Source organism: Marinobacter sp., assembly GCF_041690615.1.
Taxonomy (GTDB): Bacteria; Pseudomonadota; Gammaproteobacteria; order Pseudomonadales; family Oleiphilaceae; genus Marinobacter.
The window spans coordinates 56,372-72,305 of sequence record NZ_JAWLGY010000009.1 but is presented as its reverse complement, the minus strand read 5'-3'; the positions used below and the strand labels follow the sequence as shown (position 1 = coordinate 72,305).

General features: G+C 62.2%; 14 protein-coding genes. 12 read left to right on the top strand and 2 right to left on the bottom strand.

The annotated features are described in order from the left end of the window. The first annotated feature begins 2 nt into the window (after window positions 1-2). From ACESMZ_RS08395 to cysB, 3 genes are all read left to right on the top strand, one after another. Complete coding sequence (locus ACESMZ_RS08395; RefSeq protein ID WP_372956809.1) at window positions 3-755, top strand: general secretion pathway protein GspB; 753 nt, start codon at window positions 3-5, stop codon at window positions 753-755. Beyond that, entirely contained in the window at window positions 755-2,917 is a 2,163-nt protein-coding gene (gene dinG / locus ACESMZ_RS08390; protein WP_372972478.1) for an ATP-dependent DNA helicase DinG, read from the top strand. The genes ACESMZ_RS08395 and dinG overlap by 1 nt, the downstream gene beginning before the upstream one ends. Window positions 2,918-3,134: 217 nt before the next feature. Next, on the top strand, window positions 3,135-4,112 hold the full coding sequence (gene cysB / locus ACESMZ_RS08385) for an HTH-type transcriptional regulator CysB (RefSeq protein WP_372956811.1): 978 nt from the start codon (window positions 3,135-3,137) through the stop codon (window positions 4,110-4,112). Window positions 4,113-4,163: 51 nt separating this feature from the next. On the opposite strand, the gene ACESMZ_RS08380 is transcribed toward cysB, so the two are convergent. After that, complete coding sequence (locus ACESMZ_RS08380) at window positions 4,164-4,898, bottom strand: phosphoadenylyl-sulfate reductase (RefSeq protein WP_372956812.1); 735 nt, start codon at window positions 4,896-4,898, stop codon at window positions 4,164-4,166. 275 nt (window positions 4,899-5,173) lie between these two features. On the opposite strand from ACESMZ_RS08380, the gene thrH reads away from it, so the two are divergent. Beyond that, window positions 5,174-5,782, top strand: coding sequence for a bifunctional phosphoserine phosphatase/homoserine phosphotransferase ThrH (gene thrH / locus ACESMZ_RS08375; protein WP_372956813.1), 609 nt, complete (start codon window positions 5,174-5,176; stop codon window positions 5,780-5,782). A 44-nt stretch (window positions 5,783-5,826) separates the two neighbouring features. Here thrH and pabB read toward each other — a convergent pair whose 3' ends face one another. Further along, the gene (gene pabB / locus ACESMZ_RS08370; RefSeq protein WP_372972477.1) at window positions 5,827-7,155 is read right to left on the bottom strand and encodes an aminodeoxychorismate synthase component I; all 1,329 of its coding nucleotides are present in this window, start codon (window positions 7,153-7,155) and stop codon (window positions 5,827-5,829) included. A gap of 108 nt (window positions 7,156-7,263) precedes the next feature. On the opposite strand from pabB, the gene ACESMZ_RS08365 reads away from it, so the two are divergent. From ACESMZ_RS08365 to prmB, 8 genes are all read left to right on the top strand, one after another. Then, window positions 7,264-8,244 (top strand): DUF58 domain-containing protein, encoded by a 981-nt coding sequence (locus ACESMZ_RS08365; RefSeq protein WP_372956815.1) that lies wholly within the window; start codon window positions 7,264-7,266, stop codon window positions 8,242-8,244. Further along, window positions 8,241-10,334 (top strand): transglutaminaseTgpA domain-containing protein, encoded by a 2,094-nt coding sequence (locus ACESMZ_RS08360; protein ID WP_372956816.1) that lies wholly within the window; start codon window positions 8,241-8,243, stop codon window positions 10,332-10,334. Before ACESMZ_RS08365 ends, ACESMZ_RS08360 begins: the two co-directional genes overlap by 4 nt. 22 nt (window positions 10,335-10,356) lie before the next feature. Next, window positions 10,357-11,355, top strand: a complete 999-nt coding sequence (gene holB / locus ACESMZ_RS08355) for a DNA polymerase III subunit delta' (protein WP_372956876.1) — start codon at window positions 10,357-10,359, stop codon at window positions 11,353-11,355. Between the two features lie 114 nt (window positions 11,356-11,469). After that, entirely contained in the window at window positions 11,470-11,820 is a 351-nt protein-coding gene (locus ACESMZ_RS08350; protein ID WP_091850305.1) for a PilZ domain-containing protein, read from the top strand. Between the two features lie 78 nt (window positions 11,821-11,898). Continuing rightward, entirely contained in the window at window positions 11,899-12,813 is a 915-nt protein-coding gene (locus tag ACESMZ_RS08345) for an alpha/beta fold hydrolase (protein WP_372956817.1), read from the top strand. 8 nt (window positions 12,814-12,821) lie between these two features. Beyond that, entirely contained in the window at window positions 12,822-13,754 is a 933-nt protein-coding gene (locus tag ACESMZ_RS08340) for a DUF4892 domain-containing protein (RefSeq protein WP_372956818.1), read from the top strand. Window positions 13,755-13,905: 151 nt separating this feature from the next. Next, entirely contained in the window at window positions 13,906-14,910 is a 1,005-nt protein-coding gene (locus ACESMZ_RS08335; RefSeq protein ID WP_372956877.1) for a patatin-like phospholipase family protein, read from the top strand. A gap of 104 nt (window positions 14,911-15,014) precedes the next feature. Then, a complete protein-coding gene (gene prmB / locus ACESMZ_RS08330) occupies window positions 15,015-15,917 on the top strand; it encodes a 50S ribosomal protein L3 N(5)-glutamine methyltransferase (RefSeq protein ID WP_372956819.1) in 903 nt (300 codons plus the stop codon). The last annotated feature ends 17 nt before the right edge of the window (window positions 15,918-15,934 follow it).

Below are 15,934 nucleotides of genomic sequence, written 5' to 3'. Positions count from 1 at the left end.
CCATGTCCTATATTCTTGAAGCACTGAAAAAATCCGAATCCGAGCGAAACCAGGGCCGCATACCGGACCTTGGCCAGCAGGTGCGTATGATTCACCGGCGCCGTCGCCGGGGCATTCCCGCGATTGGGTGGCTGGCCGTTGCCCTGGTTCTCAACGCACTGGTGCTGATTGTGCTCTTCTGGCCGGGTGTCGGCCTGTTGCAGGCACCGTCCGGCTCCGGGGCCATCGTCGCTGTAACCGGTGACCAGGCTATGGGTGAGGACACGGCAGCAGCCCTGGAGCCCGCAGAGGATCAGGGCAACGCCGAATCGGCCGGGACGGTCACCCGGGTTCCCCCAGTGCCCGGGGAGCCAGCAGAAATCGCGGAGGCCAGCGGTGTGAGTGATGACGCCGGGGTGGTGATTCTCGACACGCTCGACGAAGCACCCACGGTTATCGTACCCACCATTCGTCCCTCCAGCGCAGGTGGTAGTGAAGATGACTACTCGCCCGCCCCCTGGGAGGGTCGGGTTCCTCACCTGGTAGAGCTGCCCATGGCCTTCCAGCGCCAGGTACCCGACCTGGTGTTCAACAGCCACGTCTATTCATCCCGACCATCAGCCCGGAGCGTTATGATCAACAACCGTTACCTGCGCATGGGTGACACCCTGGGCCCCCTGAGGGTCGAAAGGATTACCGAAGAAGGGGTCGAGCTGAGTATGGACGGGCAACGCTTCCGGGTGGGTGTCGTCCGTGACTGGAGCAGTCCCCGCTGATGCCTCTGAGCGACGACGTAAAGACTGAAATCCAGAAGGCTTATCGCGATGTACTGGCAGGCAAGGGCATCCGTGCCCGCTATGGCCAGCGACTGATGATTGCCGAGATTGCCCGCTATATGGGGGACATCACCGAGGATGACGGCAAGCGTACCTCCGCGCCGGCGGCCTGCGTGGTGGAGGCCGGCACCGGGACCGGCAAGACCCTTGGCTATCTGATCGCAGCCATTCCGGTGGCGCGGGCCCTGGGCAAGACCCTGGTGATTTCCACGGCCACCGTGGCCTTGCAGGACCAGATCATCAGCAAGGACCTGCCAGACCTGGAAAAACACACCAGTCTGAAGTTCGATTGGACCCTGGCCAAGGGCCGGGGTCGCTATCTCTGTCTGTCCCGCCTGGAAACCCGGCTGCAGGATGAAGGCCATGGCGACAGCGATACCATGCCGCTGTTCCTGCTGGATGAGGGCAGGGAGCAGGAACCGGGCACCCGGGAATTCTTCGAGGAACTGCTTGGCCAGTACGGTGCCCGTCAGTGGGACGGTGACCGGGACCACTGGCCGAGCACAATTCCGGACGATATCTGGCGCCAGGTCACCACCGACCACCGCCAGTGTACCAACCGCCACTGTGCCTATTTTGACAACTGTGCCTTCTTCGACGCCCGCAAGGGCCTGGAAACCGCCGACGTGGTGGTGGCCAACCATGACCTGGTGCTGGCTGACCTGGCCCTGGGTGGCGGCGCCATCCTGCCCGAGCCCGAGAATGCACTGTATATCTTTGACGAGGCCCACCACCTGCCCGACAAGGCCCTTAACCACTTTGCTGCTTCAGTACCCCTGAACAGCACGCGGCAATGGCTCAAACAGCTCGGTCAGGCGCTGGTCAAGATCCAGCCCTGGCTGCCGCCTTCCACGGTCGCCGGTCGCACCGTGGAGAAGGTCTCGGAGGCCTCCCGTCAGCTGGAGGACTGTCTGAACCGGGTTCAGGAGCACCTGCTGGACAGTATTCAATGGGAGTTTTCCGAAGAGCGTCGCACCGCCCAGTGGCGGTATCCGGAAGGAGAGTTACCTGAGCAGCTGCTGTCCCTGGCCACGGAAACCCGCGCGGCAACCGCCGGACTGGTTCGCCACCTGGGCACGGTTGCTGATGAACTCCAGAAGGGCTTTGATGAGCGCAAGGACCATGAGCTGGACCGTGATACCGCGGAGGCCTGGTATCCGGTGATCGGCAGTTTCCATGCCCGCGCCGAGGACCAGTCAAGGCTCTGGGCCGCCTGGTGTGAGGTCCCGGCGCCAGTGTCCGAGGATGACAGGCCGGCTCACCGGCCACCACCGCCGGCGCGCTGGGCCGTCCGCCAGCGCTGGGACCATGCCGAGGAAGTCACCCTCTACAGCAGTCCGGTGCTGGCTGATAACCTGCTTTACTCCCGGCTCTGGTCCCGTGCCCACGGGGCGGTGCTGACCAGTGCCACGCTGACGGCGCTGGGCCGCTTTGACCGGCTCCGTTCTCGTGCCGGCCTTCCTGCCGACAGCCGTTACCTGGTGGTGCCCAGCTCCTTCCGTTACGGCGAGATGGCGACGGTGGAAGTGCCCCCCATGGACGCTCTGCCGACAGATACCGAAGGCTTCACCGCTGCCCTGGTGAAACGGCTGCCCGAGTTGTGGGCAGCAGAAAAGGCAACTCTGGTGCTGTTCACGTCACGCCGGCAGATGAACGCGGTGCGGGACCGGCTGGCGCCGGAGCATCCCGGACTGATCACCACCCAGGACGATATGGCCAAGGGAGAGGTGTTGCGCCACCACTGCGAACGGGTCGATGCTGGCAAGCCCTCGGTCCTGTTCGGGGTGGCCAGTTTCGCTGAAGGCATAGACCTGCCGGGACGTTACCTGGACCACGTGGTGATCACCCGTCTGCCGTTCTCGGTACCGGATGACCCCATCGAAGCAAGCCTGGCAGAGTGGGTAACCAGTCGCGGTGGCAACCCCTTCATGGAGATCACGGTGCCGGATGCCTCGGTAAAACTTGTGCAGGCGGTAGGCCGGCTGCTGCGGACGGAATCCGATACCGGCCGGGTGTCCATTCTCGACCGGAGGATTGTCAGCCGTCGTTACGGCCAGCTGCTGCTCGATGCATTGCCACCGTTTCGCAGGATCATTCAATAACCGTTATGTGGCCTCGGCAACACTTGCATTTGTGGAATATGCGCTACACTGAGTATCTGGACACTCTCTATTCTCAAAAAGAATGAAAACAAACATCTTTATGCGTATTCTGGTAACAATTCTGATAAAACCACGACGCATAACCGGCGGCAGGGCGCAACGCCTGGAGTCTGCGCCATGTGCAGAGTCCCGGTCCGCTTAGGGAGCGAAAGGATCAATGAAACTACAGCAACTGCGTTATATCTGGGAAGTCGCCCATCACGACCTCAACGTTTCCGCCACGGCTCAGAGCCTGTTTACTTCTCAGCCCGGCATCTCCAAACAGATCCGTCTGCTGGAAGATGAGCTGGGTATCGAGGTGTTTGCACGTAGCGGCAAGCACCTGACCCGGATTACGCCGGGCGGGGAGACCATCATTCGCGAGGCCGGGGAAATCCTGCGGCGGGTGGAAGGCATTAAAAAAATCGCCCAGGAGTTTTCCAACCAGCGCAAGGGCGATCTCAGCATCGCCACCACTCATACTCAGGCCCGCTATGCGCTGCCGCCGGTTATCCAGGGGTTTATCGAAGCCTATCCGGATGTGTCATTGCATATGCACCAGGGTACGCCCATGCAGATCTCCGAGATGGCGGCCAATGGCGCCGTGGACTTTGCCATTGCCACGGAAGCCATGGAGCTGTTCAACGATCTGATCATGATGCCCTGCTACCGCTGGAATCGCTGCGTGATCGTGCCCCGGGACCATCCGCTTACTCAGCTGTCGGAACTGACACTGCCGGAGCTGGCCCAGCACCCGCTGGTCACTTACGTGTTCGGCTTCACTGGTCGTTCCAAGCTGGATGAGGCGTTCCAGGCCGAGGGGCTGGAGCCGAAGGTGGTGTTCACCGCCGCTGATGCGGACGTGATCAAGACCTACGTGCGGCTGGGCCTGGGAGTAGGCATTATCGCCTCCATGGCCTATGACGAGGAGGCGGATTCCGACCTGGTGGCGCTGGATGCCAGCAAGCTGTTCCGTCCCAGTGTCACCCGGCTCGGTTTCCGGAAGGGGACCTTCCTGCGGGGTTATATGTACGATTTTATGGGCAGGTTTGCCCCTCACCTCACCAGGGACATGGTGAACGAGGCTGTTGCCCACCAAGGCAGCCGACAGGAAATCGAGGATCTTTTCAGGGACGTGGAGCTGCCGGTCTACTGACCGCGCAGGCTCCCTGAACGCACGTTTCGGGCCGGATTACCGGCCCTGAATTCAGTTGCTGCTGATGTCACTGGCAATCAGGTTGCCGGCGTGCAGGCCACACTCTTTCTGGGTGGCTTCCTCCCACCACCAGCGGCCCTCCCGCTCGTGCTGTCCCGGTAAAACGGCGCGGGTGCAAGGTTCGCAGCCGATGCTGACGAAGCCCCGCTCGTGCAATCGATTGTAGGGCGCCTCCGAAATACGGATGTAGTCCCAGACTTCCTTCGAGGTCCAGTTGGCCAGCGGATTGAACTTCACCAGTGCCCCGTTTCGCCCGTCGAAGGCGTCATCCAGCTGCACAACCGGAACATCGTTACGGGTACCGGGGCTCTGGTCCCGGCGCTGGCCGGTAATCCACGCATCCAGGGTACTCAGCTTGCGTCGCAGGGGCTCGACCTTGCGAATGCCACAGCACTCTCCGTGACCGTCCTCGTAGAAGCTGAACATCCCTTTTTCAGTCACCAGTGATTGTACCGCTTCCGCCTCCGGAAACTGGAACTCAATCTCGATGCCGTAGTGTTTGCGCACCCGCTCGAAGAACTCGTAGGTTTCCGGGTGCAGACGGCCGGTATCCAGGGAAAATACCCGCAGCCGGTCCGTGAGTTTGTGGGCCATCTCGATCAGCGCCACATCCTCGGCGCCGCTGAAAGAAATCGCGATCTCATTGTAGCGGGCCAGGGCGGCCTTGAGGATGGACCTTGGGCTTTGCCCGCCCAGTTCGTTCTGAAGTTGCTCAATCTCGCTCATCGGAAATCTGGTTCCATTACAGGTCACCACCCGGAGAGTATCCAGGCATGCTATTTATTGGATGGACGCGTCAATCTATCACCGGAATGCAGGTTGCTGAAGTAATCTGCAATCATAAGGTTATATCAGCCCCCGGGGCGGTCGGTAGTGCCCGATCATCCGGCTGACTAATCCCGTATAACGAACGGTGCATTCGCCGCCGGTTTTTTCTATCATAGCCGCGCGATTTGCGATTAACCCCATTGCCGCCAGCCGGCGACTGACAGGAGACCATTGTGGAACTTGCGTGCCTTGACCTTGAGGGAGTACTGATCCCGGAAATCTGGATTGCCTTTGCGGAAAAAACCGGTATTGAAGAGCTCAAGGCCACCACCCGGGACATTCCTGATTATGATGTGCTGATGAAGCAGCGCCTGCGCCTGCTGGATGAGCATGGCTACGGTCTTCCGGCCATTCAGGAAGTCATCGGTGAGCTGGATCCGCTGCCGGGCGCCCGGGAGTTCCTTGACTGGCTGCGGGAGCGTTTCCAGGTGGTGATCCTGTCGGATACCTTCTACGAATTCGCCATGCCGCTGATGGAAAAGCTGGGTTATCCCACGCTGTTGTGCCACAAGCTCGAAGTGGACGAAAACGGTCGCATTACCGATTACCTGCTGCGTCAGCGCGACCCCAAGCGCCAGTCAGTGCGGGCCTTCCAGTTGCTGAACTACCGGGTCATTGCGGCCGGCGACTCCTATAACGACACCACCATGCTGACTCAGGCGGAAGGGGGGATTCTGTTCCACGCGCCCCAGAATGTTATTGACGAGTTCCCGCAGTTCCCGGCGGTTCATGACTTCGATGAACTGCGGAAGACCTTCCTCTCTCTCAGTAATCGCCACTGACCCACGACGATTCTGACAGGTGTGCCTGACGGTTCCTGCAGCCGTCAGGCCGTGCCGATATCGCTTCCCAGGGCCTCCAGGGTATCAATCAGACGCTGTATCTTGGTTATGGATTCCTGGTATTCATCTTCCGGATCCGAATCGGCAACGATGCCGCAGCCGGCCCATACCCGGATGGTGCCATTGCTGAAGGTCTGGAGGCTGCGTATGGCGATGTTGCTCTCCAGGCGGTTATCCGCATCCCACCAGAACAGGCTGCCGCAATAGGGCCCCCGGCAATGGGGTTCCAGCTCGTCAATGATCTCCATGGCCCTGCGTTTGGGGGCGCCGGTAATGGAACCACCGGGGAAGGCGCTGAGCAAGGCCTCAAATGGCGTTACCCCGGGCTTCAGGGTCCCGGTGACGGTGCTGACCAACTGGTGCACATTGCGGTAGCTTTCCACCTCGAACAGCTGGGGCACCTTTACCGAGAAGGGTTCGCAGAAGTGCGAGAGGTCGTTGCGTATCAGGTCCACGATCATCAGGTTCTCAGCCCGGTCCTTGCTATTGGTGACCAGTTGCTGTGCCAGCGACCGGTCCCGTTGCGGGTCGTCGCTGCGGGGTCGGGTGCCCTTGATGGGTTTGCTGGTGATCCTGTTGGCGTCGATTTCCAGTAGCAGTTCCGGCGACACACTGAGTAATTGCCAGGGGCCGGTATCCAGGTAGCCGCCATGGGGCACGGGAATGGCTTTCATCAGTGCCAGCCACGCCCGCCATGGCGGCCCTTTGAAGGTCCCCTCGAACTGATGCGACAGGTTGGCCTGGTAGCAGTCGCCGGCACGGATGTATTCAAGTACCCGGGCTACGCCCTCACGGTATTCCTCGGGCGTGGTGCAGGCCCGGAACCGGTCCGCTATACAAAAGTGACCGGCGGTCGGCGATGGGGTGGCGTGGTCCAGCAGGGCAAGGGTTTTGTCGCGGATGCCGGCGGGGCAGGCCGGATCGAAGACCAACTCGGCCGGTGTGGTCGGGGCCTCGTCCACGGCGACTTCCAGGTGCCAAAGATAGAGGCCCACCCAGCCAACAGAATCAGGTACAGGCTTGCGACTGCGAAAACCGGGAACCGAATGAATGCCGGCGTCGTAAAAAAGATGGCCGGCGATAAACCCGGACCGGTCGGGGCCGGCAATGGTCCTGTGGTGTTCCAGGATGTTGTCCACCGATTTGTGGAAACGGTCAGTCACGAACGAAAGTTGCCACTGCCTGGTGGGCAGCGCGCTCATTCGGCGTTTACGACCGCGCTCCGTGACCAGGCAGATGAAACCGGTCAGACCGGACAAGGCAGTGACGAAGTCGGCAATTCGGGTAGCCGGCACAGAGTGACGATTCGACATCCGGTAACCTGAAAGGAGAATGGGGCGTGCATGATACCCTAGGAGCCTGTAACCCGGGAACCGCGGAGTCCCGGTTCCCACAGTCCGCTGTCCATGGTGAAAAGTCCATTGTTGTCTGCCATCCGATCACATACCCGCAAGCGCTGGCGAAGCTGGATAAACCGCCGCATCCCGGTTGATGACCGGCGTGATTTTGACCGGCGTTGCATCTTCATCCTGCCCACAGCTGCCGGGTGGGTATTCGGCCTGCTGCTGGTGGTCATGCTGCTCACGGGCATCAATTATCAGAACAGTCTGATCTACCTGCTGACATTCCTGCTCGGGGCGCTGTTTGTCGCGGCCATGCATCAGACCCACAACAACCTCAGTGGCCTGCAATTGGCGCTGCTGCAGCCCGGCGAGGGCTTTGCCGGTGACGCGATTCCCTTCCGTTTTGTACTGCAGGGCCCCCACGAGGCAACGGCCATTGAGCTGGGCGCCGAGGCCGGTGGCCCCATAATCCTGTCAGTGGTTGGCAGCGAGCGTATCGAAGGCACATTGCAGATTCCCAGCCGGGAACGGGGCTTTCTACGCCCGGACCGGGTGAGAGTGGAAACCCGCTTTCCCTTTGGCCTTCTGATGGCCTGGTCCTGGCTGCGACCGGCCACGCCGGCACTGGTTTATCCGCGCCCGGTGTTGCCTCCCCGGGCACCGGAGGGGAGTGTGGAAGCCGGTGACAGCGAAGCTGTTGCCGTCAGCCAGGGCCAGGACCAGGTCGAGCTTCGCCCCTGGCGGGAAGGAGACCTCAGCGCGCGGGTGGACTGGAAACGGTACTCCCGCAATGGCGAAATGACCGTGGCTGACTGGGAAGGAGAGCAGGGCAGCCCCCAGTGGCTGGACTTCGAGGGCTTTCCCGGTGTTGACCATGAGCTGCGACTGAGTTACCTCACCGCCCTCGTATTGGATCGTGATCGCGTCGGTGAACCCTGGGGGCTGCGCCTTCCGGGTGTGATGATCGAGCCGGACAGGGGCGCACATCATCGCCGCCAGTGCCTGAGGTCCCTGGCCACCTGGCAACGCACGCCTCCAGGCGGGGATGGTGGCCGATGAACGTTGCCGTTTCGCTGCTGCCAACCCGGGCCCTGCTCTGGTTGCTGTGTGGTTTTGTGCTGCTGTTGGTGCCCCAGTGGGACCGGCTTCCGGTCTGGCTGATCGTTGCCTGCCTGGCCCTGGCCGGCTGGCGCTGGCTTGCCCAACTGGGCCGGGTCCGTTTGCCGGGCCGGTGGCTCAGGCTGACGATTATGGGGGGGTTGATCGCCGTTTATGTCGCCACCGTTCACGGGCGGTTCAGTGTCGACACCGCGGCGTCCTTCTTCGTGCTGGCGGTCGGCCTAAAGTGGCTGGAAACCGCGAACCGCCGTGACTTCTTCGTATTGTTCTTCATTCTGGTCTACCTGGCCACGGTAAACTTTCTCTTCCGCCAGGGCATTGGTTGGTCGCTGGTCACCCTGGCCGGTGTGGTCGTCATCCTGGTGGCCCTGCAGTTGTTGCATACACCGCCGGACAGCCGACAAAGCGCCTTTCGGGGCCTGCGGCGCCTGGGTACCATGCTGCTCAAGACCCTGCCGGTGGTTATCGCGCTGTTCATCTTTTTCCCCCGTATGGCCCCCTTGTGGAGTGTTCCCCTGGTCTCGGAGCAGGCTCGTACGGGGCTATCCGACTCGATGACGCCAGGGGATATTTCCAGTCTTGCCCAGAGCAGCGAGCGGTCCTTCCGGGTCAGTTTCGGGGGCGATATTCCGGAGCACCGGGATCGTTACTGGCGGGGGCTGATCCTTGATCGCTTTGACGGGCACACCTGGAGCCAGTGGCAGGAGGAACCCTATCGCCGCCTTGGCCGCGTGGATCGTGATGCGGGGATCGAGACACTGGCGGCCAACCAGTACGACGTGTTGATGGAGGCTTCCGGCCAGCGCTGGGTCTACGCCCTGGACAACTCCCGGGCAGTCTCCGGCAATATCTCGGAAGTACCCGGGGAGCTGTTCCGACTTGAGCGCCCTGCCGATACGTCGGTGCGCTACCGGATGGCGCTGGAGCCTGAAACGGGGGAGGTTGGCGAACTGTCTCCGGGGGAGCGCCGCCGCTACCTGCAGCTACCCTCATCAGGCAACCAGCGCAGCCGGCAGCTGGCCCGTGAACTGGCCACCGGCACGGCGTCGGACCTGGCCTTCGCCAACGCGGTGCTTAACCGGTTCCGGGAACAGCCTTATTATTACACCCTGCGTCCACCGGCCATGCCGGACGACCCCGTGGACACCCTGTTGTTTGATGACCAGCGCGGGTTCTGCGCCCACTACGCCAGCGCCATGACCTTTCTTCTCCGGGCCGCCGATATTCCGGCGCGGGTGGTGGCCGGGTATCAGGGTGGTTCGGCGGGGGCCGACGATGCCTATCTGATTGTCCGCCAGTATGACGCCCACGCCTGGGTGGAGGCCTGGCTTGACGGCCAGGGTTGGGTGCGTCTGGATCCCACGGCGGCGATTGCGCCGCAGCGGATAGAATCCGGCCTGCGGGATGCGGTGGCCGAGGAGGGCTCGTTCCTGGAAGACAACTGGGCTTCCCCCCAGCGTTATGGTGACCTTGCCCTGGTGCAATGGGTGAGCCTGCAGATGGACCGGATCAACTATAACTGGCAGCGTTGGGTGGTGGGTTACCAGGGGCAGTCGCAGATGGATCTGATGAGTCGTCTGCCGGGAGGAATCGGTCTGCGGGAGCTGGGGTATATCACCGCCGGACTGATCGGGGTCGCCTTGCTGGTGGCCGCAATGGTTGCGGCGTTTCGTCATGGCGGTGGCAAACGGCCGGATCCCGCTACCGTCATGGTGCTCCGCTGGGAGCGGATATTGCGGCAGCGGGGCGTTGCCGTTCCAGCCGGGGCGACGCCATTGCAGCTGGCCAGCCTGACGGAGCAACAGGCACCGTCCGCCGGCAGGATTGCGAGGGCCTTTGCCGGGGACCTGAACAATCATTACTATGGCACGGGTGCCCGGCTGCGCCGGGGAAGCCGACACCACCGGACCACCGGGTTGCGTCTTATGCGCCGTCGCCTGGCCCATGTCCGGCGGGAACTGAAACGTCGATCCACCACCCACGGGCCTGCCAGGCAGCACACCGCTGATCCTGCCCGGCGCCCGTTCTGACCAGGAAATCGCTGTGAACGACATGCCCTGGCTTACGCCGGTACTGGAACATTTCGGGCAGGCCCTGGACCAGGGTCGGTTACCCCATGCCAGCCTGGTCACAGGTGAGCGAGGAGTGGGCAAGCGACAGCTTGCTGAACGCATTGCGGCTTTACTGGTCTGCGACCGGCGCGCCCCGGGATCACGGGCCGCCTGTGGCGAGTGCCGTCAGTGCCGGCTGGTGGCGGGGGAGTCCCATCCCGATATCCGGGTTTATCAACCGGAAAAATCCCGCATGATCCGCATCGACCAGGTGCGGGCATTGTCACAGTTTGCGGTGGCATCACCCCAGGTGGCCGGGGTGAAGGTGGCCATACTGGACCGGGCTGACCAGCTCAACATCAACGCTGCCAATGCCTTGCTGAAAACCCTGGAAGAACCGGCGGCCGACGTAGTATTGCTGCTGCTCCAGGAGACCGGCCGGCCGGTTTTGCCCACCATACGATCCCGCTGCCGAGTGCTGCCCGTCGCCACGCCCGGGGCGGAAGCCGCAACGGCCTGGCTGGCAGCCGAACTTGCCGATCGGGAGCCGGCGCCGGATACTGACCGTCAGGCACTCGCTCTGCATCTTGCCGGGGGAGCTCCCCGCCTGGCCGTGGAATTGCTCGACAGTGAATTTCTGATGCAGCGGGACACCGCTCTGGAAGCATTCCGCCAGTTCATGAAGGGCGCAATCACAGTCGCCGCCGCGGCCAGGGCCTTCCGGGAACTGGGGCATGAGGCAACACTGAACCTGATGGAAGGCTGGGCCAGTGACCTTGCCAGGGTGATGGCTGGCGGTGAGGCCCGCGACCCGGGCATCGCGGAGGTGGTACGATACCTGGCCACAGCAAACCCGCCCTGGCGCGTCCAGCAACTTGTGGACGCAATCCGCGACTCCCGGCGGGCACTGGTGAATAATGTCAGTCCGGAACTGGAAACCGATCGCTTGCTTGTTCAGTGGCGCAGGCTCATGCCGGTCAGGAAACGTGCGGCGGGATAAGCGGCGGGTTCCGGGCCCGCCAGACCGGATTTGCGGGTGAGAACCCTGCAGGTAGTGTGGCATGGTGCGGCACTGCTGGTAATCTGAGAGAACGACAACAGCTGGAGGAGAATCATGGGTCCTGGTTTTGGCGCGCGAAGCGGTATTCTGACCCTGACCATAAAGGACAAGGCGGTGCTGTACGCGGCATACATGCCCTACATCCGCCAGGGTGGCCTGTTTATCCCCACCCAGAAGCAGTACCAGCTGGGAGACGAAGTGTTCCTGTTGCTGAACCTGATGGACGAACCGGAGAAGATCCCGGTAGCGGGCAAGGTGGTGTGGATCACGCCCCGTGGCGCACAGGGAAACCGGGCGGCCGGTATCGGCGTACAGTTCAATGGCGAGGATGAAACCGCCCGCACCAAGATCGAGGCCTACCTGGCCGGATCGCTAAGCTCCGACCGTCCCACTCATACCATGTAATGGCCGGGTACTTGCCACAATCCTGAATGACCCCGGGACCAGAGCCCGGTTGTTCCCGCTGGAGGACTATCCACGCTCATGAACCTTTCCCTGTCTCCGGGCCCGCTGGCCGAAGCTGACAGCCACTTCAGTGAAGTACGCTGGCCCCTGAAAGACCTTACCCTCGCGGGCCTCCACTGGCCCGCGTCCGGCACCAGGCCCGGCGAAAGACCGATCATCCTGCTCCACGGCTGGCTCGATAACAGTCTCAGTTTCTGTCGCCTGGCGCCTGGCCTCAGTACGCTGGGTCCGGTGTGGGCCATTGACCATGCAGGCCATGGCCACTCCGGTCACCGTCCGCAAGGCCAGAGCTATCTTCTGGCGGACTACGTATCCGATGTGGCGGAGTTGCTGCAAACCCATTTCGCCGCCCATGACACGGTGGATCTGGTGGGGCACTCCCTTGGCGGCATCGTTGCCATGCTGTTCGCCGCGGCGTTTCCAGAAAAGGTTCGCCGCCTGGTGATGATCGACAGCCTGGGACCCATTTCCAAGGCCCCGGAGGAAGCGGTGGGCCAGCTGCGCCGGGGTATTGGCAAGCGCCTTACCGGATCCGGTGCGGGTGGTACCTACGCGAGTCTGGAAGAGGCCGCAAAACTCCGCACCCGGGGCCGTAACCCACTGTCGGAGGATATTGCCCGGATACTGCTGTCACGCAACCTCAGCGAAGGGCCGGAAGGCCTGCAATGGCGTACCGATCCCCGGCTGCGGCACCCGTCGGTAATGATGTTTACCGAGGAGCAGGTGCAGGCCTTCGTTGCGGCTGTCGAGGCACCAACCCTGCTGGTTCGTGCAGAGCATGGCCTGCTGGCTAACTTCGATCGCTGGCAGTCACGTTTTGATACTCTGAACGATGTGCGCTGCCTTGACATTGATGGCGGCCACCACTGCCACCTTGATGGTGACATTACCCCCGTTGACGAAGGTTTACGGACGTTCCTGGGCGAGAAGTGAGATTCGTGATGTCTGCCATTCGTAACAGCCTTTCATTCCCCGGTCGCCTTGCACTGGCCCTGTTTGCCTCCCTGATTCCCTGGGTACAGGCGGAAGCCCGGGTTCTCATGGCTTTTCCCCAGGCCCAGCTTGAGGAGGAGCGCTCCCTGGCTTCCGCATCCTACCGGGTGATGCTCAGTCCTATTCGCGAGGTGGGCTCGGAACTTCGTGCCGAACGGTCCGAGCGGCTGGCGGTAGAAGGCACCGGTCACCTGTTTCAGATGGAACCCGGCGTTACCCGGCAAGACGCCCGGCGCTGGTACCTGGAGCAGTTGCAGACCCGCAATGCCAACATCCTGTTCCAGTGCAGTGGTCGTGAGTGCGGCCGCAGTAACGTGTGGGCCAACCAGGTGTTTGACCAGGCTACGCTCTATGGCCGCGACGCCCAGCAGGATTACCTTGTGGCGGGTTTCGAGGACAATGACGGCCAGCGCTGGCTGGTGGTTCTCTACACGGTCACAAGGGGGAACCAGCGAGAGTATCTGTGGCTGGAACAGTTACAGCTGGCTGACGATGCGGTGGTTCCCGGCATCGGCGGCCAGGGCAGCCGCCTCGCCGGCCCTGTGATCGTGCCCTGGGAGGGTGGCGTCAGCGTGCGTTTCGACTGGGACGCGGAAACCCGGCGTATACTGGATACCATGGCGTCGGATCCCGACGCACGCATAGTGATCGCCGGCTTCTCCGGACTGGCACCGGAGGAGACTGTTGAACAGGCAATCGAGCGGGCCGAACGGGCGGCCAATACCATGTCGGACCTGCTGGCCAGGTCCGGGCTGTCCAGCTCCAGGCATATAATCCATGCTGCTGGTCCACTGGTGCGGTTTGCCACCCCGGAGCGTCCCGAAAACCGCATCGAGATCCTGGTGATTACGCCCCCGGAGGGAGGCAGCCCTGATGAGTAAGAGCCTCACACCGAAACCCGTCGCACAGTCCGGGCGGCCAGAACCCGTGGGCGCCGTCAGTGTGGGTGAGGGGGGGCAGTCCGGCAGTGCACCGGGTCGCAGGACAGTGGCACTGGCCCTGGGGTCGGGGGGCGCCAGGGGGTATGCCCACATGGGGGCTATCGAGGTGCTCAATGAACGGGGCTATGAGATTGTCGCCATTTCGGGTTGCTCCATGGGTGCCCTGATCGGTGGCGTCTATGCCGCTGGCAAGCTTCAGGCGTACAAGGACTGGGTGACCGGGCTGGGACAGTTTGACGTGCTGAAACTGCTGGATGTCACCCTTAACTCGGTGGGCGCCATCCGTGGCGAGAAAGTATTCTCGGTGGTTCGGGAGATGCTCGGTGACACCCGCATCGAAAACCTCCCCCTGGCCTACACCGCCGTTGCCACGGATCTTCTCGGGCACAAGGAAATCTGGTTTCAGGAAGGCCCGCTGGACCAGGCCATACGGGCATCCATTGCCATTCCCGGGCTGATCACCCCGGTGGTGATGAATGGTCGGGTGCTGGTGGATGGGGCGCTGCTCAATCCATTGCCTATCATGCCGACCATTTCCGCCCATGCCGATCTCGTGGTGGCGGTCAACCTCAGTGGTGAGGATGACACTGGTCGCCGCATACCCGATGCAGCCTTCCATCCGCTGGATGAGGACAGCGAGCTGGACGAGTGGGTAGGCAAGATCCGGGACAAGGCCTCCCGATGGTTTGACTGGGATGCCCTGAAAAGCTTTGGTGGTCGCCGCGATGTAGCCGTTCCGGAGAAACACGGCACGCCGGAAGAAAAACTGGAAGAGGAGGCCCGGGAACAGACGGAAGAGCAACCGGCTACCCGCCAGGACCCCTGGGCGGAGACGGGCACGATCAACTGGGAAAAGCTGGGTATCGGCAAGTTCGACATCATGAACCTGACCATCGAAACCATGCAGAGCGCGCTGGTGCAATACAAACTCGCCGGCTACCCTCCGGACCTGCTGGTGAACGTGCCCAAGAATTCCTGCCGCACCTACGATTACCACAAGGCGCCGGAGATGATCCAGATCGGCCGTGAACGAATGCACGCTGCCCTGGACCGGTTCGAAAGAAATCGCAGCAGTTCTGGCCCCCTGTCCCTGTGAGCGCGGGCCATCTTCGGGGCTGCCCGGGACAGGTAATCCGCGTATAATCCGCCGGAACCATTCATGGCCCGCCCGTGCGGCGGCCCGGACAGAAGGACCCGGCAGTGACCCGTCCCATTGACGACCTGATTACCGTAAGAGACTACCTGCGATACGCCGCTTCCCGTTTCAGCGCCGCGGGGCTGTACTACGGCCACGGTACCGACAACGTCTGGGATGAGGCGGTGTTGCTGGTCATGCGCAGTCTCCACCTGCCGCTGGAAAACAACGCCCTGTTCCTGGACGCCCGGCTTACCCGGGACGAACGCCAGCTGATCCTGGAAAGGGTTGACCGTCGTGTGAACGAACGACGGCCGGTAGCCTATCTGATTGGCGAGGCCTGGTTTATGGGACTGCCCTTCCAAGTGGATGAGCGGGTGCTGGTTCCCCGGTCGCCCATTTCCGAGTTACTGGAAGCACGGTTACAACCCTGGCTGTCGGACCACCCCGTGGCGCGTGTCCTGGACCTGTGTACCGGCAGTGGCTGTATTGGTATTGCTGCCGCTACCGTCTTTCCTGAGGCGGAAGTTGACCTGGCCGATATCTCGGAAGATGCGCTGGCCGTGGCCGAAGACAATATTGAACTGCACGAGCTGGGTGACCGGGTGAGAACTCTGCGTTCAGACGTGATGGACCAGGTGTCCGGGCGCTATGACGTTATCCTCAGTAACCCGCCCTATGTGGACGCGGAAGACATGGCCGATATGCCGGCTGAATACCACCACGAACCACGCCTGGGGCTGGAAGCCGGTGATGACGGCCTTGCCATTGCCCACCGGATCCTGGCCGGCGCTGCTGAGCACCTTAATCCCGGCGGTCTCCTGGTCGTGGAGGTCGGCAACAGCTGGCACGCACTGGACGCCGCTTATCCCCGGCTGCCTTTCACGTGGCTGGATTTCGAGAACGGGGGCGATGGAGTTTTTGTGCTGACCCGAGAACAACTGGTGTCAGGGCTTGGAAATTCCTGAGAAACTTTCTGAACACT